The 20,725-nt window shown below is 36.2% G+C and carries 23 protein-coding genes, 1 tRNA gene and 2 riboswitches; of the genes, 14 read left to right on the top strand and 10 right to left on the bottom strand.

Translation table 11 applies throughout. From position 1 onward, the window contains the following. Positions 1 to 4 precede the first annotated feature (4 nt). Entirely contained in the window at positions 5 to 1,108 is a 1,104-nt protein-coding gene (gene gcvT, locus GH754_RS09435) for a glycine cleavage system aminomethyltransferase GcvT (RefSeq protein ID WP_153728472.1), read from the bottom strand. Between the two features lie 77 nt (positions 1,109 to 1,185). Further along, a riboswitch (glycine riboswitch) is annotated at positions 1,186 to 1,269 on the bottom strand. A gap of 3 nt (positions 1,270 to 1,272) precedes the next feature. Next, a riboswitch (glycine riboswitch) is annotated at positions 1,273 to 1,366 on the bottom strand. Positions 1,367 to 1,539: 173 nt separating this feature from the next. Here gcvT and GH754_RS09440 point away from each other — a divergent pair. Together GH754_RS09440 and GH754_RS09445 are read left to right on the top strand one after the other, a co-directional pair. Continuing rightward, a complete protein-coding gene (locus tag GH754_RS09440; RefSeq protein WP_153728473.1) occupies positions 1,540 to 3,207 on the top strand; it encodes a DEAD/DEAH box helicase in 1,668 nt (555 codons plus the stop codon). After that, positions 3,185 to 4,009: a YqhG family protein gene (locus GH754_RS09445; RefSeq protein ID WP_153728474.1), complete on the top strand. Its 825-nt coding sequence runs from the start codon at positions 3,185 to 3,187 to the stop codon at positions 4,007 to 4,009. The genes GH754_RS09440 and GH754_RS09445 overlap by 23 nt, the downstream gene beginning before the upstream one ends. A 14-nt stretch (positions 4,010 to 4,023) precedes the next feature. On the opposite strand, the gene GH754_RS09450 is transcribed toward GH754_RS09445, so the two are convergent. Together GH754_RS09450 and GH754_RS09455 are read right to left on the bottom strand one after the other, a co-directional pair. Next, positions 4,024 to 4,212 carry a YqzE family protein gene (locus tag GH754_RS09450; protein WP_153728475.1) on the bottom strand — a complete coding sequence of 63 codons (189 nt, stop codon included), beginning with the start codon at positions 4,210 to 4,212 and terminating at the stop codon, positions 4,024 to 4,026. A gap of 45 nt (positions 4,213 to 4,257) precedes the next feature. Continuing rightward, a complete protein-coding gene (locus GH754_RS09455) occupies positions 4,258 to 4,758 on the bottom strand; it encodes a shikimate kinase (RefSeq protein ID WP_153728476.1) in 501 nt (166 codons plus the stop codon). 175 nt (positions 4,759 to 4,933) lie between these two features. Here GH754_RS09455 and comGA point away from each other — a divergent pair, with 175 nt between their 5' ends. The 10 genes from comGA to GH754_RS09505 all read left to right on the top strand — a co-directional run bounded on the left by comGA (position 4,934) and on the right by GH754_RS09505 (position 10,139). Then, positions 4,934 to 5,941, top strand: a complete 1,008-nt coding sequence (gene comGA / locus GH754_RS09460; protein WP_153728477.1) for a competence type IV pilus ATPase ComGA — start codon at positions 4,934 to 4,936, stop codon at positions 5,939 to 5,941. Continuing rightward, positions 5,907 to 6,977: a competence type IV pilus assembly protein ComGB gene (comGB, locus tag GH754_RS09465; RefSeq protein ID WP_153728478.1), complete on the top strand. Its 1,071-nt coding sequence runs from the start codon at positions 5,907 to 5,909 to the stop codon at positions 6,975 to 6,977. The genes comGA and comGB overlap by 35 nt, the downstream gene beginning before the upstream one ends. Positions 6,978 to 6,995: 18 nt before the next feature. Then, positions 6,996 to 7,283, top strand: coding sequence for a competence type IV pilus major pilin ComGC (comGC, locus tag GH754_RS19655; RefSeq protein ID WP_153728479.1), 288 nt, complete (start codon positions 6,996 to 6,998; stop codon positions 7,281 to 7,283). Next, complete coding sequence (comGD, locus tag GH754_RS09475; protein WP_153728480.1) at positions 7,276 to 7,725, top strand: competence type IV pilus minor pilin ComGD; 450 nt, start codon at positions 7,276 to 7,278, stop codon at positions 7,723 to 7,725. The genes comGC and comGD overlap by 8 nt, the downstream gene beginning before the upstream one ends. Next, complete coding sequence (locus GH754_RS09480; RefSeq protein WP_153728481.1) at positions 7,706 to 8,044, top strand: hypothetical protein; 339 nt, start codon at positions 7,706 to 7,708, stop codon at positions 8,042 to 8,044. Before comGD ends, GH754_RS09480 begins: the two co-directional genes overlap by 20 nt. After that, a complete protein-coding gene (gene comGF / locus GH754_RS19660) occupies positions 7,989 to 8,468 on the top strand; it encodes a competence type IV pilus minor pilin ComGF (RefSeq protein WP_153728482.1) in 480 nt (159 codons plus the stop codon). Before GH754_RS09480 ends, comGF begins: the two co-directional genes overlap by 56 nt. Beyond that, a complete protein-coding gene (comGG, locus tag GH754_RS09490) occupies positions 8,422 to 8,829 on the top strand; it encodes a competence type IV pilus minor pilin ComGG (RefSeq protein ID WP_153728483.1) in 408 nt (135 codons plus the stop codon). The genes comGF and comGG overlap by 47 nt, the downstream gene beginning before the upstream one ends. A 39-nt stretch (positions 8,830 to 8,868) precedes the next feature. Then, positions 8,869 to 8,940, top strand: a tRNA-Gln gene (locus tag GH754_RS09495). A 116-nt stretch (positions 8,941 to 9,056) separates the two neighbouring features. Then, the gene (locus GH754_RS09500) at positions 9,057 to 9,746 is read left to right on the top strand and encodes a helix-turn-helix transcriptional regulator (RefSeq protein ID WP_323741949.1); all 690 of its coding nucleotides are present in this window, start codon (positions 9,057 to 9,059) and stop codon (positions 9,744 to 9,746) included. A gap of 150 nt (positions 9,747 to 9,896) precedes the next feature. After that, entirely contained in the window at positions 9,897 to 10,139 is a 243-nt protein-coding gene (locus GH754_RS09505; RefSeq protein ID WP_153728484.1) for a DUF2626 domain-containing protein, read from the top strand. 34 nt (positions 10,140 to 10,173) lie between these two features. Here GH754_RS09505 and GH754_RS09510 read toward each other — a convergent pair whose 3' ends face one another. Together GH754_RS09510 and GH754_RS09515 are read right to left on the bottom strand one after the other, a co-directional pair. Next, on the bottom strand, positions 10,174 to 11,307 hold the full coding sequence (locus GH754_RS09510) for an SAM-dependent methyltransferase (protein ID WP_153728485.1): 1,134 nt from the start codon (positions 11,305 to 11,307) through the stop codon (positions 10,174 to 10,176). 169 nt (positions 11,308 to 11,476) lie between these two features. Further along, on the bottom strand, positions 11,477 to 12,097 hold the full coding sequence (locus GH754_RS09515; protein ID WP_153728486.1) for an MBL fold metallo-hydrolase: 621 nt from the start codon (positions 12,095 to 12,097) through the stop codon (positions 11,477 to 11,479). Positions 12,098 to 12,247: 150 nt separating this feature from the next. Between GH754_RS09515 and GH754_RS09520 the strand changes: the two genes are divergently transcribed. After that, positions 12,248 to 12,418 carry a DUF2759 domain-containing protein gene (locus GH754_RS09520; protein WP_153728487.1) on the top strand — a complete coding sequence of 57 codons (171 nt, stop codon included), beginning with the start codon at positions 12,248 to 12,250 and terminating at the stop codon, positions 12,416 to 12,418. 100 nt (positions 12,419 to 12,518) lie between these two features. Here the strand turns inward: GH754_RS09520 and GH754_RS09525 are convergent, their stop codons facing one another. The 4 genes from GH754_RS09525 to GH754_RS09540 form a co-directional block, all read right to left on the bottom strand. Next, positions 12,519 to 14,393: an LTA synthase family protein gene (locus tag GH754_RS09525; RefSeq protein ID WP_153728488.1), complete on the bottom strand. Its 1,875-nt coding sequence runs from the start codon at positions 14,391 to 14,393 to the stop codon at positions 12,519 to 12,521. Positions 14,394 to 14,885: 492 nt separating this feature from the next. Next, a complete protein-coding gene (locus tag GH754_RS09530) occupies positions 14,886 to 15,845 on the bottom strand; it encodes an ROK family glucokinase (RefSeq protein ID WP_153728489.1) in 960 nt (319 codons plus the stop codon). A gap of 5 nt (positions 15,846 to 15,850) precedes the next feature. Further along, the gene (locus tag GH754_RS09535) at positions 15,851 to 16,057 is read right to left on the bottom strand and encodes a YqgQ family protein (protein ID WP_153728490.1); all 207 of its coding nucleotides are present in this window, start codon (positions 16,055 to 16,057) and stop codon (positions 15,851 to 15,853) included. Between the two features lie 341 nt (positions 16,058 to 16,398). Next, a complete protein-coding gene (locus tag GH754_RS09540) occupies positions 16,399 to 17,853 on the bottom strand; it encodes a spore germination protein (RefSeq protein ID WP_153728491.1) in 1,455 nt (484 codons plus the stop codon). A 163-nt stretch (positions 17,854 to 18,016) separates the two neighbouring features. Here GH754_RS09540 and GH754_RS09545 point away from each other — a divergent pair, with 163 nt between their 5' ends. Further along, the gene (locus GH754_RS09545) at positions 18,017 to 18,886 is read left to right on the top strand and encodes a hypothetical protein (protein ID WP_153728492.1); all 870 of its coding nucleotides are present in this window, start codon (positions 18,017 to 18,019) and stop codon (positions 18,884 to 18,886) included. Here the strand turns inward: GH754_RS09545 and GH754_RS09550 are convergent. Further along, positions 18,857 to 20,422, bottom strand: coding sequence for a rhomboid family intramembrane serine protease (locus GH754_RS09550; protein WP_194841324.1), 1,566 nt, complete (start codon positions 20,420 to 20,422; stop codon positions 18,857 to 18,859). The two genes, GH754_RS09545 and GH754_RS09550, sit on opposite strands and share 30 nt — an antisense overlap. Positions 20,423 to 20,725 lie beyond the last annotated feature (303 nt).

Raw genomic sequence — 20,725 nt, forward strand, 5'->3', positions numbered from 1 at the left:
CCCCTTATTTTCGTTTATAAAATGGTGTAGGTACGACTTTAGCCTTCAAGCGGCGTTTACGTACTTGTACTTCAAGCTCTTCTCCTTCTTCACTATAGGCCACATCAATAACTGCAAGACCGATGTTTTTCTTTAATGTAGGAGACTGGGTACCTGAAGTTACGAAACCAATTTTCTTCTCTCCTTTAAATACCTCATAGCCGTGACGGGGAATTCCTTTTTCAATCATTTCGATTCCGACTAGTTTACGGTCAGCCCCATTCTCTTTTTGGTCTTTAAGAATCTCTTTCCCAATAAAATCTACTTCCTTGTTCGTTTTCACAGCAAAGGATAAGCCAGCCTCTATAGGTGTAATCTCAGGTGATAATTCCTGACCATATAGTGCTAAAGTGGCTTCAAAACGCAGTGTATCTCTTGCCCCTAGGCCTACAGGCTGCACTCCCTCATCTTTACCTGCCTCTAGAATCTTTTTCCACAGTATAGGACCCTCGGATTGATCCAAGTAAATCTCGAATCCATCCTCTCCGGTATATCCGGTACGTGACACTAATGCGCTCTGTTTTGTACCATCAAATTGAACTCCATCCTTAAAGCGGAAAAATTTAATTTCAGATAAATCTGTTTCGGTAAGAGTTTGAAGTATTTTCTCTGCACTGGGACCTTGTAGAGCTAACTGAACAATATCACTTGAAATATTTTTTACCTCTACCCCATCTGTTACGTGCTTTTGTAACCACTCAAAGTCTTTATCGGTGTTTGCAGCATTGACCACCAATAAAAATTCCTCATCATCCTTCTTATAAACTACTAAATCATCAACTGTCCCCCCATTTTCATAGCACATAATTGTGTACTGGGCGCGATTTGCAGTTAATTTTGAGAGGTCATTCGTAAACATCTTTTGTAAAAATGCTTCACTATTAGGACCTGAAACTGAAATTTCACCCATATGAGATACATCGAAAAGCCCCGCCTTTGTTCTTGTGGCTTCATGCTCATTTTTAATGCCGGTAAACTGAACAGGTAAGTCCCATCCCCCGAAGTCTACTGTCTTGGCATTAAATTCTTCATAGAGTGGAAAAAGTGGTGTTCTTTTTAGATCAGCCATATAAAAACCTCCTATGATTTTGATTGTTCAGAAAAAGACATAAAAAAAAGAATTCTCTTAATAAAATTAAGGGAATTCTCTGTCAGTGGTACCAGAAAGTTTCATGACATACCTGCCACTTTCTTCTTGGGTGGTTCACGGTTTGTGAACACTCTCCAGAGTTGCGTCCTACTTGAGTCTTTTTGCCTGAGAGATTCACAATAATTATTGCTTGCTCCTTCGGCGCTGCTCAAAAGCAGTCTCTCCCCAAGTAATCATTCGCGTTGTTATGAATTTATGAAATTAGGTAATACTAACATAACTGAATATGTATGTGTTCTTGTCAATCAAATATGTATCACTTATTTATTTCCTATTATATCATATGACTTTTCTTAATGGTAAGAAAAATCCTGCAAGTACAAAAAATATATCATTCTGGGGAGAGTTTTATGAAAATCAACTATCAGTTCGATCAACAGTTTATTAATGAGTTTAACCACAGACTTAATGAAAATGGTCCTTTCGCATCCTTTGAAATGTTCCAAATGGCATACGACACGGCTAAAAACCTACATGTGCCAGATTTTGAAGGGCTACAGTCGCCTCAACATCTACCACAGATGGAATTCTTAGAGCATCAGCTAGACACAGCTAAACAGGTCGTGGAGAAAATGAATGGTCGTGCTATATTGGCTGATGAAGTTGGACTTGGAAAAACGATTGAGGCTGGCTTAATCCTAAAAGAGTATATGATTCGAGGTTTAGCCAAGAAAATTCTTATTTTAGTTCCTGCTTCTCTAGTTAATCAGTGGGTAAAGGAATTGAATGAAAAATTTTATATCCCAGCCGTTTCACAACGGAAATTGTATGTGTGGGAACAGTGTGATGTTGTGGTTTCTTCCATTGATACGGCTAAGCGCTCTCCACATCGTGAAATTGTTCTTGATCAGCACTATGATTTTCTTATCATCGATGAAGCTCACAAGCTTAAAAATCATAAAACAAAAAATTATCAGTTTGTAAACAGTTTAAAAAAGACATACTGCTTACTTTTAACCGCAACACCGGTTCAAAACCAATTATCTGATATATTTAATCTCGTTACCATTTTAAAGCCAGGGTTTTTAGGTAGCTATGAAGAATTTACCAAAACTTTTGGCAATAAACGGACGGCTTTAAAAGAGGATGAAAAATTAAAGCAATTGATTCAAGATGTAATGGTTCGTAACCGAAGAGAAGACACAGGTATTGAGTGGACTAAACGGAATGTTGAAACGGTATGGATTAACTTTAGTGATGAGGAGCAAAAGGTATACGACCAGTTAGATCATGAATTGTTTTCTCAAGACCCTTTTACATCCATAACCTTGAAGCGAGAGTTTTGTTCAAGTCGGGAAGCATTATACCTATCATTAAAAAAGATGTTTGAAGAAAAAGCCGAGAAGTACAAGGATGAAGAATGGAATCAAGAAATCATCCAAAAAATTGAGCAGCTTCCCCATCACTCAAAGGCCCAGAAGGTTGTCGATATTATTCAAGATTCCACAGAAAAATTTATAATTTTTACCGAGTACCGAGCCACTCAGTATTATTTACAGTGGTATTTGCAGCAGCATGGGATTTCTTCTGTACCATTTCGTGGTGGGTTCAAACGCAGTAAAAAAGAGTGGATGACGCAATTATTCCAAAATCACGCACAGGTATTAGTTGCTACTGAAGCAGGTGGCGAAGGGATTAACCTTCAATTTTGTCATAACATGATTCATTATGATCTTCCATGGAACCCGATGCGTTTAGAGCAAAGAATCGGTCGTGTTCATCGTTTTGGTCAAAAGGAAAACGTCAATATCTATTATTTAGCCATTAAAAACACCATTGATGAGCATTTGGTTTCCTTGTTGTATGAAAAAATAAATTTATTTGAGCGTGTTATTGGTGATTTAGATATCATTCTACAGCAGCTCAACATCCCAAGTCTTGAAAATGAAATTAAGGAAATTTATGCAGAATCAGAAACACCTGGCGAAGCAAGAATTAAACTAGAAAATTTAACTGCAGCCTTCCAAGATGCTGCCCAAGATGAGGTGGATCAAGATGGAACAACAAGCCATTCATAATTACCTGGTCAATTTTTTCACACTTAATAAATGTGAGATTAAAGAAAACGAAAGCGGAAAACTAACCGTAACCTTAAATGAGGATTTAGATCGATTATTAATGAACCGACCTTTCTATTGGGAATACATCAAAAAGATCGGGCAAGAAGGGACCCCAGCTACCTTAACATTTCTATCAAGCCCAGATCGACGAGAGGAGAAAGGGGAATGGATTCATTTTGGCTCCCCTCGACTCCATCAAATATTCCAATCCCAACTACAACAGGGACGTTTTACAATGCAGTATGAACAAACCAATCGTTCCTCGTTGCAGCCTTGGTTAGTGAGTAACATAAGAATCTCCTACAAGGGCAGACAAAAAAAGGATGAAATTTTATCCATTGGGCTACAGTTAATCAATGGAACTATGGTATTTAATTTTATGGAGCTCATTCAAGACCTTTCTTTTTCCAGTGTAATTCCCGATTATTGTTACACAATTTCCCCTATTATTCGTATCACTAGTGGATATAAGCGTATTGAGAATTATATTCAGCAATATATCGATTCCCAAAAACATGAGTGGGCAGAGGATGCTTTTAATCATTTTAACAAGGAGAAAGAAATCCTTAATCATTTTTATGAATCTTATTTAGCTGCAAGTGATGAAGAGGATAAAGAAGAGCTAACAACCCGTTATCAAAACGAATTGGATCATTTACAAAAGAGGCTGATGCCTGAGATTCAAGTTGAAACCATAAATGGGGGATTGTTTTATTTAAGTGAAGAAACGAAGAATCAAGTCATTAAAGGATTGCATTAAAAAAGAAGGGAAACTTAACTTCCCTTCTTCCGATTGTTCCAAAACATTTTTAATGCAGATGGTAACATACCAAAATATCGATGTGACTTATTCACTTTTTCTTGCTTACGAATCTTTTTTCTGTGTTCTTTTTCATCTTTAGATAAATGTATATATTTCATAAATTCTTGTGTCATATATTTGACAAGATCGTTTCCTGACAATGGCAATCACTCCGAAACTAGGTGTTTACCCTCAGTATCTCCAGCTTAGATTTGTTTTATTCCACTTACGATTTGGTCGACAACCTCACTCACACTTTGTTTCCTTATGTTTAAAATGAAATCGGCACATTCTATGTACTTAGGCTTTCTTTCTTTATAAAGCTTCTCTTTTTTTTCCAACTCTTGATTCCATAATGGACGACCTTCATCTCCATCTAGACGTTGTTGAATGACATCAAAACTCGTCTGTAAGTAAACTACAAAGAAATGCTCAGATAACCACTTTCGATTCTCTTCCTTTTCAATAATACCCCCACCTGTTGCAATCACCGCAGATTGAAAGGGAAGTTTTTTTAACACTTGAGTTTCATATTCGCGAAAACGACCTTCGCCTTCCGTTTCGAATATAGTCGGTATATCGAACTCTCTCCACTTTTCAATTTCACTGTCAGTATCCAAAAACGTCAAATCCAATTTCTTGGCTACTGCTTCACCTATCGTTGTTTTTCCACTCCCCATAAAACCAATTAAACAAATACTTTTCATTTTGTCCACTCCATTACTTTACGTCTTTTTTCAACATTAAAATCCCATTTTTATTGGGGTATTTTACAATATTTACTTCTAAATATCAGCTATTATCCCTTTTTGTTTCCATGACATATACTTAAATCATGTATAAAATACCATTACATCGACCTATTTTGAAAGGAGGTTTGTTTTGAATACTACTGAGCAAACATCAAAGCAAATCTTGCAAAAGGCTATATCAAAATCTGCAACAGATATCCACTTTTCCCCTGTACATACAAAAACAGATATATTTTTTCGCATTGGTGGCTACCGAACATTTATGTTTTCCATTCCAAAAAACGAGTATCATACGCTGTTAGCTTTTTACAAGTTTTCAACAGGTATGGATATAGCCGAAACACGTAAACCACAAAATGGAACATTGACCCACCATCAGCATCAACTCATTTTTGATCTCCGCTTTTCTACCCTACCAGTTGATGAATCCGAAAGTCTAGCGGTTCGAATTCTTCCACGACAGTTAGTTCCACAACTAGAGGAGCTCTTCCTGTTCCCTTCGCAAAGTAATACGTTACTTAATTGGATTAAGAGACCTAATGGAATGATCCTTTTCACCGGCCCGACAGGAAGCGGCAAAACAACAACTATGTATGCCTTATTACAATCACTTGTGAAGAATAGTCCATACCAAGCCATAACCCTAGAAGACCCTATAGAACGAGATTTAGACAATATCCTGCAAGTACAGGTGAATGAAAAAGCAGGAATTACCTATGATGCTGGGTTAAGAGCCGCTCTAAGACATGATCCAGATATCTTAATGGTTGGTGAGATCAGGGATAAACACACAGCGCGATTCGCGTTTCACGCCGCCTTCACAGGTCACCTGGTCTTAAGTACAATTCATGCTAAGAATGCTTTTGGTACCATTTTCAGATTATTGGATATGGGCATCTCAAAAACCGATTTAGAACAAACATTAGTTGGGGTTGCCTCTCAACAGCTCATATCTGTAGAACACAAGCAGCATCATAAAGCCATGGGACGAGCAGCCATTCTAGAATTGCTCGATAACAGCCTTCTACACCACGCGATACAAGGGATTTCCCCTCATAAGAATACCTCATTTCAATCGTTTACCCAATTAAGGAGGAAAGCCTATGCTCTTGGTTTTATTAATGAATGTACGCTTTAGTCAGAACACAACACTAAATAAAAAACTATCTTTATATGATCAAATTTTATTGTCCAAACGGCTTTCAACATTATTAGAAAATGGCTACACCATTAATAAAGCTCTACAATTAATTTCTTTAGATTCGAAGCAGGGCCAATTAGCAGCTTACATTGAAAAATCGCTAGTTCAGGGAGCTTATATTGACCAAATATTTATGCAGTTAGGATTCTCTCCTATTGTATGCTCTTATTTATTTTTCTCACGTTCTACCGGTCAATTAGGTAAGAGTTTAGGAAGTGCATCAAAGTTATTAATTCATCAACAGCAATTTCAAGAAAAATTTAAAAGGGTGATGCAATATCCATTAATAATTCTTTTAATCCTTCTTTGCTTAATGATTAGCTTAAAATTTTTCCTCCTACCATCATTACAAGGGCTGTATCAAGACTTTCAAACCAATCATTCCTCAACCTCACCGAAGATTTTTACAAGTATTGATGTCATCATAACTACTTTTTTTGGATTAATGATGATTATAGTAACTACTATAACCCTCTGGGGCTTAGTGAAAAATAAATTATCTACAAGTGCAAAAATCAACCTTTATCGCCATGTCCCCGTATTTAGAAAAGTGAAAAGCCTCGAAACATCATGTTTGTTTAGTTTTCATTTCAGTTCTCTATTACAAAGTGGCATCCCTATTAAACAGGCTCTGCAAATCATTTCGGAACAAAGGCACCTCCCGATTGTGAGGATTTATGCAACTAAAATGATACAGGCCATTTATACTGGGAAAGTACTCGAACATACAATACAAGAATTTGAATTGATGGAGGACGAACTTAGCCTTATTTTTGAGAGGAGCCTGAAGGATGGGACTTTAGAGAAGGATTTACACAATTATGCTTTACTTCTTACCGAAACGATGCTTGAGAAAACAACAAAAGTTCTTAGCTTAATTCAACCTGCCTTCTATTTACTTTTTGGAGTCATGATAGTTATGATTTACTTTTCCATTCTGATTCCTATGTTTGACCTAATTCAACAGATTTAAAGATAAAGGAGAATGAAAATGAAAAATGAAAAGGGTTTTACATTAATTGAGATGCTCGTCGTTTTGATGATAATTTCTATTTTGTTATTGATTACGATTCCTAATGTCACGAAACACAATGAACTAATTGATACTAAGGGTTGTGAAGCATATAAGGAGATGGTAGAATCACAGATCCAAGTTTATAAAATTGAAAACGGCGTTAATCCAACCGATTTAACACAAATAGATCTAGATGGAAATAATCCTTGTAATGAAACGATAGAGATTACAGATTTCACGGCATCTGACGTAGTCGATGGCTAAATATTATAATCAATCCGGTTTCACCTTAGTAGAAATGCTTATCGTACTATCGCTATTTATGACTATTTTTGTTGTTACCCTTCCTCTAAACGATGATGTATATGAAAAGCTTGAGGTTAGGCAATTTTTAGACACATTAGAAATGGACATTCTGTATATGCAGAACTATACGATTACATATCAGAGTGAAGTACGATTAGTATTCCAGCCTGATAACCACTCCTATCATTTGATAGACACAAAAAGACAAGTAAAGCTTATGGAACGATCCTATCCCCGCACCATAGAACTTAATTTAAACGTCTTTCCGACCCGATTTGCCTTTAATTTAACTGGTACTCTCCGTACACCAGGTTCGTTCCTGGTAAATACCCGAGCAGAAAGCTATAAAGTAACATTTCCATTTGGAAAGGGAAGATTTTATGTTACGAAACAATCATAAGGGCTTTGTTCTGATGGACACGCTTTTATCCTTTGCAGTTCTCCTCATGATTACCCTAACCATTTTGCCGATTACGCAGCATCTTCTAAAAGAACGTCACAGCCTACAAGTCCAGTTAGGTATGGTGTCCACTCTTTATCAGGAGCTTCTTCATTACAATGAAAATCATGATATTACGAAACGAATAACCATCAACCGCATACAAGGTACACTGGAATTCACATACCAAAACAAAGTACGACGAGGATGTGTTTATTGGGAAAATGAAAAAAACATACCAGAAACTAAGTGCTTATTTATCAAGATGCCACCATCATAATAAAGGCTTTACCCTTCTGTCTGTACTACTCTCCCTTACGATCTTTCTGGTTGTTGTACCCTATCTTTCACAAACCCTATTGCACTTCTCAAAGATAGAAAAATACTCCCTAGAGGAAGAAATTTCGATGACAACATTTTTTCACTTCCTTCAGAGGGAGTTGTATCAAAGTGAAAATGTAGATGCTACTTCTAAAACCCTACTCATGCAAAATGATGTTAACGAGCTCATCGTGATTGACCAATATGAGAGTGCAATTAGGAGAAGAGTGAATTTCACAGGGCATGAGATCCTTTTATTTAATGTCGAATCTATCTTCTTTCAGAAAGAAGATATAAAACTTGAGGTTCAAGTAAAGATGTTGGAGGGAAATCATTATGAAAGAACATTTTATATATTACCTTCACCAGGTGAAGAAAAATGAAAAAGGATTCTTGTTCCCCTATATTTTCATTGTTTTCTTTACTGTTTTGCTAATCGTACACCAATCATTACAATCCTTAAACACGGAAAGAGAACTTGTTCGCATACAGGAGGAGCAAATCATTTTAGAAAGCCTAATGTTGTCTGGATATAATGAATTTTATTCTAATCTTCACTACTTAACCCCGACCAAACATGATCAAGCACTTTTGTATTCCTATCCTGATGGACAAGTTCATATTACCTATTCAGCCATCGATAAAAGTACGATAAAAGCTCGATTTGAACTTCAAACCATAAATGATTCCCCTTACACCGTAACCGTAAATTTACCTTTTCTTGTTCAAGGATTTTCTGAATAAATAATCTCACGTTTGCCATACTATGAATGTATCTAAAATTGGGCTATAGCCAAGTGGTAAGGCAACGGGTTTTGGTCTCGTGATTCGCTGGTTCGAATCCAGCTAGCCCAGTTTGGAATAATCACCATCATTCCAGGATGTATTCAGAGGAAATGATTTTCATTTCCTCATTCTTTTAGTATGATAGGTATGAATGATCCTTTGTTCCTTGGGGGAGGAAACATACCGTGAAAGAAACTTTAAAGATTACAAACGTATTAAATGACGGTACACGCCTTAACATTTATGAGTATATTTCTCAAAAGCATGATGTTGTAAATGTTCAGGAAATTGCTGAACGTTTTGGCATACATCCAAATGTAGCAAGACTACATTTAACGAAACTAGAAGATATAGGGATGGTAAATTCTAAGCTACAAAAGAACCAAAAAGGTGGTCGCCCTTACCGAATTTACCAATTATCTGATGAAGTTGTTCAATTACAATTTCCATTTCGTGATTATGAAACGTTAGCTAAAATAGCAATTGAAACCTTACTTTCACTGGGGGATCCAGGTAAGGAAGCTTTACTGGAAACCGGAAAAAAATATGGCAAACATATTTTGACCACAAAATATCCAAGAAGTAAAGCGGATACCTTAACGAAAACACAAAAGCTAGATATCCTGAGAGAGACTTCAGTAATGCTTGGTTTACATCCAGAAGTTAACTATAATGAGGGCTCCAATGTAGTTTCCATCAAAATTTTCAACTGTCCCTTTAAAGAGATCGCATTTCAAGATGAAAATCAAACCATATGTGAGATGCACCGTTACTTCATAAGAGGGATGCTAGAAGAGTTATACACGGATGTAACTCTAAAAGAAAGTAATATGTTAGATGGTTGTCAAGCATGTATGTACAAAACAACGGTTTAGCGCAAACCTTTAGTTGCCGAGTTGCTCTTATACTGTCTACCGATTGGAACTTATAAATTATTATAGTGTAACAAAAAGTTCATTTACTTTCTTTTTTAGGTAGTTTATAATAACTTTTGATGACTCACCCGTAAAAGGAGGGGGATAGATATGGATCGTATGTTTCGTGTGCTCGGGTTTTGGACTGGTATTTTTACTGTCATGTTTTACGTAGGGGATATGTTAAATACATCCATGCTGTTTTTGGCTCAAACTGTATTCTTTGTAACACTAGGATACCTAAAGCTATCTGAGCGCCTGTACATGTACATATTCGGTGCATATTGTACTGTCTTTTTTATTGGATTTACGTACTATACATCATTCCTTTTAGTACCATCATTTGGTCATTAAAAACAAAAGTACAATTGCAAGGAAAGGTCCAGGATTATGTCCTGGACCTTTCTTTTTCGTATTTTTGTATAAACTTATTGGTTAACGAATCATTTACCCCTTTGGTTTGTATACATACATCAAGCATATTGCCCATCCATTCTCCATTTATCAATGTCATGATGGTGCGATTACGTTTGGCTTCAGGCGAAAATGGATGATTGACATCATTCGTTCCTAAGTAATCCAATATACGTCCGTAATCTTGTAAAAATCGACTTTGATTTAATAAGCTCAGGGTCTTAATATCCTTTTCATGGCCAATCTCAATCCACGGCTCCCATAGAACATGATGAGTAATATCCATGTTTCCCACATTCTTTAGAACATTTGGCTTTAATTGATGATGGTCATAGCCTCGTAAACTACCATCCTTTCGACTTGGATGTTTTATCTCTTCAGACTGATATCCGTAATCAAACGTTATGATTAGCCCTTTCTTTACAACACCGGAAATGTTATTCAATATGGGTTCCATGTAGAGTGGCACCTCTATTTTTTGGTTGTTAGCAAGATTGATTTGGTATTTCTCTATCCACTCCAATAGTTGCTGCGAACATTTCCTTTCTACCTCAACGAACTCCCCTGACTCATCTAAAGTGACCCAAATCTCCTTGAGTAAATCCCCCCGATTTACAACCACAGAAACCGGCTGAGCGTCTAAAAACTCATTTGAGAATACTATGCCTTCAAAATGAATGTTATCCTCGTTAAAAGCATGAATAGATTGATAGGATTGGAAACCCCACTGCTTAGGTACCACCTGTTGAACCTTTTCCCTAGAATACAGATTTTTTTCAATAAAAATATAATTGACTCGTTCTACCTCGTATTTCTCTAAAGTAGCTAAGACTTGTTTGGCAAAACGTCCATTACCACCACCTAGTTCCAAAATGTTCAATGGCAGTTGCAGTATATTAGCAGCCCGAATAAAATAATGAGCCATCACCTCTGCAAATACACTTCCCGTTGTGCTAGCCGTAAAAAAGTCCCCTTCTTTACCAAACACCTCATGTTCTTTCGTGTAATAACCATGAGCCGGATGATATAAAGCCTGTTCTATAAAAGTGTCATAAGGAATTGCATATTCATCAGAATTACGAATCAAATTACGGATAATTTCTTTCATTTTTGACTCCTTTTTTAGTTTACACTATTGACACAGTGTTTAAATAGTTATATAGTTTTATTAGTAGCTTAACTAATCCCTAACCAATTAAGAGCAGAGCACATCCCCCCAAAGCCCCTTCTTTTTAGAAGGGGCTTTACTCATGTCTTTTTTTTAGTTTTGAGTTATCCTAGAAAAATGGATTGTTTTGTTTTTCAAACCCAACAGTTGTTTCAGGACCATGTCCAGGGTATACAATTGTCTCATCATCTAAAGTAAAGAGTTTTTGAGTTATGCTATTGATCAACTGATTATGATTTCCATTTGGTAAATCGGTTCTACCAATTCCTCCTTGGAATAATGTATCTCCAGCAATCACAAATCCATCATTCTCAAAAACAAAGGAAACACTACCTGGTGAATGACCTGGTGTGTGAAAAACCTCAAATGTCCAATTTGCAATCGTTAACGAGCCCTCATTAAGTTCATGGTCCGCCTCACTCGTGGTAATTGGTGCTGTAACTCCAAATAATTTTGAACCATTAAGCATAGGGTCCTTCAGCCACTGATGTTCCTCACGATGTAAATAAACCTCTAAATTATGCTCCTTACTTATGTCTTCTACTGCGCCTATATGATCAAAATGTGCATGTGTAAGTAAAATAGCTATTGGCTTTAGCCCTTCTTCTCTTATGTATGATTTAAGCCTTTCTGCGTCACCACCAGGGTCTACGATCATTGCTTGTTTTTTATCATGAAGAATGTAGCAATTTGTTCCTAATGGCCCTAATGATAATTGTTTTACCTCCATAAATTCATCCTCCTAAAATTTTGTGAAAATCCTCGACAAAGCATAGAAATTTATATAAAATGTATGAGAGTGGGAAACGAAATACATATTAAGTATAGCTTTATCTTATTTTAACGCACATTTTGCACTTATAAAAAGGGGGTTACTAAAATGGTTCTAGGAATCATGCTCTTAGTAGTTACGATTTTGTGTGCTATTGCGGTATTCCGTGAATTGAAATCAAGAAATATTTTTGCTGTAGGGTTTGCTGGAATTTCCGTACTCGTTTTCGGTTGGTTTTCAGTAATGACAATTGTTAGTGAACTATTTCCTAATTCGTAATGACAAATAGGCAATCATTTAGCCATATACGCTAGTGATTGCCTATTATTATAACATTAAATAAGATCCCGTATCACAATGTGATACGGGATCTTATTATTTACTTATTTTTATTTTGGTTATTAGGTGTATTTCCGAAATCAAAGAACCTAAACAGATCCCCATAGATTAGTTCATCTGAATATCCTAGCTCTTCAAGAACTTTATCCTTTAATGGTTCACATGCCTTCATGTCTACCTCTTCTCCTGTTTTACGGTCATAGCAAGTGCCTTCAGTAAATACATTCTCTTCATTGACAAAGTCACCATTTCTAAATGCGATAAAATCGTTTGGTTTCTTAGCAAATAAGTCAGTTCCAAATGTAATGTCATTCTTATTTTCAATTCCTAACATATTTAACACGGTTGGTTTTAGGTCAATTTGTCCAGAGACTTTATCAATGACGCGGTCATCCTCATTTCCAGGAATATGAACAATTAACGGAACTCTTTGTAATTGAATATTGTCATATGGTGTAATTTTCTTACCTAGGAATTGACCCATTGCTTTGTTGTGATAATCACTAATACCATAATGGTCACCATATAAAATGATAATGGAATCTTCGTACAAGCCACTTTCTTTTAACTGTTCAAAAAATTGCTTTACAGCTTCATCTGTGTAACGGACAGTTGGGAAATATTGATTCAATGTTCTGGAATTTGAATCAAATTGATCAATATTAGCATTCTTTTCATCTAGTTCAAACGGATGATGATTCGTTAACGTAATAAACTTTGAATAAAAAGGCTTTGGCATGCTTTCTAAATATTTTATAGATTGATCAAAGAAGGATTTATCATTTAATCCCCAGCCAATTGTATTCTCCTTATTTACGTTGTAAAAACGCTCAGAATAAAATTGGTCATATCCTAATGATTCATACATGACATCACGATTCCAGAAGGACTTATTATTTGCATGGAATACGGCTGAATAATAGCCTTCATCTTTTATAATTTCTGGAACAGCATGATAATCATTTTGAGCATGTGTAAAGAATACAGAACCATTCGGTAAAGGGTATAGGGAGTTTTCAACGATAAATTCTGAGTCAGATGTTTTCCCTAAGTTCGTCTGATGGTAAAAGTTTTTAAAATAATAACTGTCCTCAATAAGATCGTTTAAGAAAGGTGTGATTTCCTCTCCATTTATTTTTTTGTTAATCACAAAGCTCTGAACGGACTCTAATGAGATGTAAATAATGTTTTTGTCTTTAGCTATACCCCATAAATCAGATTTAGGCTGATCAACGTTCTTGTCGACATACTCTTCAACATCATTTAGTTTACTTCCATCAGCTAATACCTTTTGAACCTTTGTTTTAGAATTAATGACAATATCATAGACATGGTAGTTAAATAATCCTACGTTCTTCACAAGATACTCACGGTCAAAGCCACGTTTAAATAGCATTGGACGTTCAATTTCAGCGAGTACAAAGTTTGTGAGTAGAATTGCAAATGAAAGAGCTAAAATGGAAAGCTTGCTTTTTCTTTGAAACTGGTAAACGAGACCAGTTTGTGATTTCCTCGATAAGTAAAAAAGGATAATGATATCAACAAATAATAAGATATCGCCCATTTTTATTGATGAAGTTGCGCTGGATCCCAAATCTCCAAGGTTTTTGAATTGCATGATTGTTGGTAATGTAATAAAGTCGGTAAAGTTTCGATAGTAACCTAAGTTTACATATAATAGAATTGTTCCAAATAGGGCCATATATTTTATATATTTCTTCTGTCGTTCTGGCTTCATAAGTACAGCAAACGAGAAAATTACGATTGATGTAGCAAATGGATTCACAAATAATATAATTTCTTGCATTGTATTTTCAATTGATAAATCAAAGACAAACCGATATAGAATATACGATTTCAAGCCAAACATTAAGGCCGCAATCAAAAATAAGGGCATTTTAAAACGCTGTAGCATACTGCAACTTCCTCCTTGTCGCTTAACTTTCTATTTTGTGGATAACGTATTTTCAAATATTAATAGTTTTTTTCTCTATATACTATGACGTTTAACATCATAAAAATGTTTCATTTAATTTTAAATTATCCATTCTATTAACGTCTTAATGAACAATGTCCCCTACAAAATTTTTTAAAAAACTTTTTACATTATTTTTGTTAATGACTTCCAATTATAACAGGAGTCTTTGTGGCTGTACAGGCCACAGCCATCTTTAAAATGAAATCTGTGTAAAAACTAACCACTTTATTTTAACGTCTTTAACTTTAAAGTCAATAGGTTTTTCCAACAAATTCCTTTACAAATGTATTAAGATTTCAAGACTAAAATGAAAAATAATAGCGTTACCCTTGGTACACCCTTAAGTGTATTCATCAATAAAAAAATTGTGTAGTACGAATGAACGGACTACACAATTTGAGTGGTTTACATTTTTATTGCATTGTAATCTTATTGTTGCTGTTTAACGAAGTAAGCTGCACCAATTACACCTGCATCATTACCCAATTGGGCTATGGCAATGTCACAAGCATCTGCTATACGGTTGAGCGCATAAGATTCAAATGACAATCTTATTGGCTGCAAAAGCTGTTCACCAGCTTTTGAAACGCCTCCACCAATGACAATTTTAGATGGGTTTATAGCGACGGAAAGGTTTGCAAGCATTCTCCCGAGCAAATCAGCAATATAGTCAATGATTGCCTGGGCTACTTGGTCCCCTTTACTCGCTTCAGCAAATACATCCTTGGAAGTAAGCGTTCCGGTTGTGTCATAAACTTGGCTGAGAGAAGTCGTTTTCCCTTCCTGGATTGCCTGAATACCAAGCCTTGCTATACCTGTTGCGGACGCATATGTTTCAATACACCCGAGTCTTCCACAGTTACAGTGTTCCCCTTCATTTGGAGTCACGATAATATGACCTATTTCCCCGCCTGTCCCATTAACACCATTGATAACTTGGTCATTGACGATGATTCCCCCGCCAACACCAGTTCCAAGCGTAACGACTATTAAGTGATCATGTCCTTGACCTGCTCCTAACCAATTTTCTCCTAATGCAGCTAAATTGGCATCATTCAACACATATGTTGAAATATCTAATTCTTTCTCGATTAGCCCTTTTAAGTGAAAATTTTCCCATCCGATATTAACAGCCTCGTAGATAACACCATTTTTTACATCGACAAAGCCAGGAGCACCAGCCCCTATCCCAATGATTTGTTCTTTGTTTATGTGGTGTTCAGCTAATTTTTGTTTAATTGATGTTGCGATATGTAAAGGAATTAGTGATCCACCTCTTTGTTTATCGGTAGGTGTTTCCCACTTATCTACTATAACTCCTGTTGTGGTAATTAATGCTTGTTTTATACTTGTACCACCTATATCAACACCTATGTAATACTTTTCCATGTTTGTCACCCTTTTGTTTGATCTCTATACTGTGATGCCTCTTGACGTAGCAATAAAATAGCCATTTGATATTCTTTTGTTGTGATGCATTGTGCCTGATATAATTCTCTTATCTCATTTTCCATGAGCTCCAAATCAGCAAGTCGGTCGCCAATATAAATGATTGTCCCAAATTTTTTAAGTAGTTGTTGAACGTCATAAATTGTATTCATATTATCACCTGGACCTATTATAACAACGAACGGTTGAAAAAGGAATATAAATAAGAGTTGTAAGGCATGAACCCCTCATGACGACTGTTATTGGCTCCTTGCTGTTTTTTGGGTCGTCATGAACCTCTCATGACACCCATATTTGGCTCCTTGCCAATTTTTCGGTCGTCACGACTCACTCATGACAATCGAAAAAATACTGCTGAAACGATAAACATGCACTCATCATCTGAACGACTTTGCGAGTCTTAAAGCTTATAACTACGTCGCAGTTTCTATCAACCTCAAAGTATAAAAGCACCAACGTTTACGAAAACAGCCTTTAAAAAGACCGCTAACAATTAGCGGTCTGGGTCTTTCGGATCAAGAAAACTTGGTCGTCTATTTTTGAGTGGCATAGGTGCACGTATTACAATGTCTCGAATCGCTCGAAAGTCAAATGGCATAAAAGGCCATAAATATGGAATATGAAAGGCCTTGATGTTGGATAAATACAGAAGAAAAATCGTAATTGCCACGACATAACCTGTTGGTCCAAAGAAACTCGCAACCAATAGAAAAATAATTCGAGCTAACCGATTGGCCATACTCAATTCATAGCTTGGGGTTGCAAATGTACCCATCACAGCAATGGATAAATATAGTACAACCTCACTGGAAAACAGTCCAACCTCAACCGCTACCTGTCCAATCATTATAGCCGCAACTAAACCTAGTGCTGTTGCGAGTGAAGAAGGTGTGTGAATCGCAGCCATTCGGAGCATATCAATCCCTATTTCGGCTATGATAAATTGTGCTATCAGCGGCAACACACCCGGCTTACTAGGTCCAATAAATTCCAAACCCGCTGGTAAGAGATTGGGGTCTGTCGATAACAAATAGTATAAAGGTAATACAAATAAAGATAGCCAAACTGAAATAAAACGGACAAATCGTAAATAAGAACCGACAGCTGGCTTTTGCCGGTACTCCTCTGCATGTTGTAAGTGATGCCAATAAGTGGCTGGTGTAATCATCACACTAGGAGAGCCGTCAATAATAACTAAGACATGCCCTTCATAGAGATGAGCTGCAGCTGTATCAGGTCTTTCCGTGTAACGAATGGTTGGGTATGGATTCCAATGCCTTCCTTCCAAAAACTCCTCAACTGTTTTCTCAGCCATTGGCAACCCATCAGTATCAATCGCCTTTAATGTCTTCTTAAGATGTTCAACATTTTGATCATCGGCAATTTCATCTATATAACATAAGCAAATATCTGTTTTAGAGCGCCTTCCAATTTGCAAATACTCCATCCTAAGTGAACGGTCACGCACTCTTCTTCGCGTAAGAGCAGTATTGAATACAATCGTTTCTACATATCCATCACGAGAACCTCGAACTACTCGCTCCAAGTCAGGCTCTGCTGGCCCTCTTACAGGATAAGTACGTGCGTCAATCATAATGATTTTGGAAAGCCCTTCAACAAATAAAGCTGTAGGTCCTGATAAAACTAAATCCCCGGCTTTATTTAAGTCATCAACAAAATCAATCTCAACATAAGGAATATATTTTTTTAACAGTTTCTCAAATGGATCTGGCTCTAACTGCTCCGGTTCAAGCTTTGCTAAGAGTTTCATTAAATAATGCAAAATGTCATCCTTAACAAATCCATCCACCATAAACATAGCCATTCTTTTCTCGGCATATTCCAAGTCTAGATGAATAATGTCAAAGCTTTTGTCCACACCAAGGCGTTCTTTCATATATTCAATATTGCGTTCAAAGCTCTTCATTATGGGTTGTTTTTCTGACATAGACTCACCTATCTGCTTTTTTTCTACTAAAAATTAGTTTTCGTTATTTTGTAGTAAACATACATACACAGTAGAAATAATCCGTCTTCAAAAAAGAATATCGGTAAAAAACAGGTCATACATTTAAATGAAGACAGGCTATAAGAAAGAGGGAATGGATGTCATGAAAAATATCAGTTATGTATTACTCATCACCCTGATCTTATCCATAATCATTGTGAACTTTGATAGCAAGGAGCAAAAAGTAATCAAATACTTTCCATTTGATGAAAGCAAAGAATTTACGGAAACGTCCACTAATTTAAAATTACTTACCGAAATGGATGAAGATTCTTATAAAATTCAATGGGACATTTATTCGCAACTAACAGAACCCGTATATCTAAGACAAGACATTTCACTTCTTTTTGTAGATGGAAAACTAAAGGGGATATTAAATCAATGGAAGGAAGAAGCGAATGCGCTCACCCAAAAGACTGTTGTAAATGGTGAGGATAGTAGTCATTATGAAGCCATTACGTTTCATCATGGAGAAGTTCATTATCCTGATGATGTCATAAAAAGTATTCAAGATATGACTTATGATGAGCTATATGTCATTGACTCCCCTCACGCACCACTAGAATCCTTCAAGGAACCTGTTGAGAAGAATGAAAAAGAGTGGGAGCAAACACTAGATCATGCAAAAAATCAAACACTCAACTACTATTGGAATGAACTGATGAACTACTACGATCTTTCAGCAAAAGATTTTTTAGAAATTCCGCTAGTCAATTTATGGAAATATAAAAATAATTCCTTCCCGACCTTAACCAACGAACAAACTAGACAAGTCATTGGTCAATTATGGGAAGGACTTTATAAAAATTATGTAACCGGAATTCCAAGTCATAACGATCATGAATTTAAGGCTATTAATACTTATATGCCGATTATATTAGTTGATCATAAAGGAGAATTTATTTTTGTACTATTTAAAGATCCAAGCGGACAGCATCATCGTTTAATTCAAAGAATTCCTGATTTCAGTTAATTGCTCTTTAAAGTCAACCCAGTCTTTTTGGTCTGGTTTTAACTTTACTGCCTGCTCAGCGTGTTCATATGCCTGATCATACAAATCAAGATTACTATAAACAAGTGCAAGATTATAATGAGCTTCTGCAAACTCAGGATTTATTTCAATGACAGTTTCTAGGTCACTGCGGGCATTATCCATGTTATTCGTGTAGTAATAAGCGACGGAGCGGTTAAAATATAGTAGTTCATTTTTGTTTTCGTTTTCCTGTATTGCAACTGATAACAAATCAATGGCTTCATCATAACGCTCCTCCTCCAAGTACTCTTGAGCTAAAACAGCTGCCGTTTGTGGACTGTTGCTTGTGTCAGACTGCTCTATTCCATAAAACATTAACCCAACCATGGCCACCGCATACAACACAAAAGAGCTTAATTGAATGAGTGCTTTTTTACGTTTCGGCATCTGTACCATAGCAGCGGCCAAAAAGCCACCTATAAGCCCGCCCACGTGTGCACTATTATCAATACTAGGCACGCTGATACCTAGAAAAATATTTAAACCGATAATAAATAAGAGGTTACTTCCCATCGTTTGAAAAAACAGTTTTTTGTTGACGAGACCAAAAAATAGCAGCGCACCAAACAATCCAAAGATCGCCCCAGAAGCACCAGCGGCAACAGCATCATTAAGTGCAAAGCTTGCCATACCTCCAAAAAGCCCGGCTAATATATAGATACACACAAACTTTATGCTACCGTACATTCGTTCCACAGTATTGCCTAAATAGTAGAGGGCAATCATGTTCATAAAAATATGTAAACCACCTATGTGGAGAAACATGGATGAAAATATTCGCCACCATTCCCCTTCCAATATATAAGGATTAAATTTAGCTCCCCAATTAATTAAATTTTTTGTATCCGTTGATCCACCTGGAGTTGTGCTTAATAAATAAAACATAATGATATTGACGGCTAACAGAAAATAGGTAAATCTAGGCTTGCCATATGTAAAAAGAGATTCAATTTCTTTTTTCTTTTGGTGATGATATTTCATCATTTGATGCTTCAGACGATGAACTTGATTTGCAGTTTCTTCAGGATCTTTTTCATCAACTGACATATTAGGTCCTGTAAGATTAAGTGTATCAAACAAACGATTCAACTCACTATTTCTTACGCTTTCCTCTAAATAATAAGACTGAACCAATATATTTTTCTTATCTTTTAATTTATGTGGCTTTTTTAACGACTCCCAATCATCCACAGGTCCATTTTCTGCAACGTAAACGTTATGTACAGTGATATCTTTATGTTTTAATGCCTTTTGAATATTACTTACTCTTTGCATGACTGTTGCAAGGTCCTGTTTTACATGGTTGGCCCAGTCAAAACTTCTCAAGTATAAGCGAATCACAACAGACTTTTTTTGCATGGATTTTTCGAGCCATACTTCCTGGTTTTGTTCATTCACCTGCAACAAATTAAATTCATGTTTAACTAATAATTGGTGAGCAATGCTCCAAAAATAATATTCATCATAAATGTACATGAATTCACGCTCCCTAACTCCTATCATACCACGAAAACAGTCAATTCGGAATCATTCACGTACTTCTTTCCTTCAAGGTTCATATAACCTTTTACCAATAAAAAACGTTCAGCACTATGAAGCTGAACGTGAAAAAGTAGATTCCATAAACTTTTTTCTCATTCCAGGTAAGTTTATAAATAACCTGGTAAAGGTTTTACGTAGTATATCAACAGATATAATAAATTTCATGACTTTAAAGCGTCGTTCATAGAGATAAAATATACCCACACCTAATAGACATACCCAGATGAAATAGCGCAC

The organism is Salinibacillus xinjiangensis (assembly GCF_009649735.1).
GTDB lineage: Bacteria > Bacillota > Bacilli > Bacillales > Alkalibacillaceae > Salinibacillus > Salinibacillus xinjiangensis.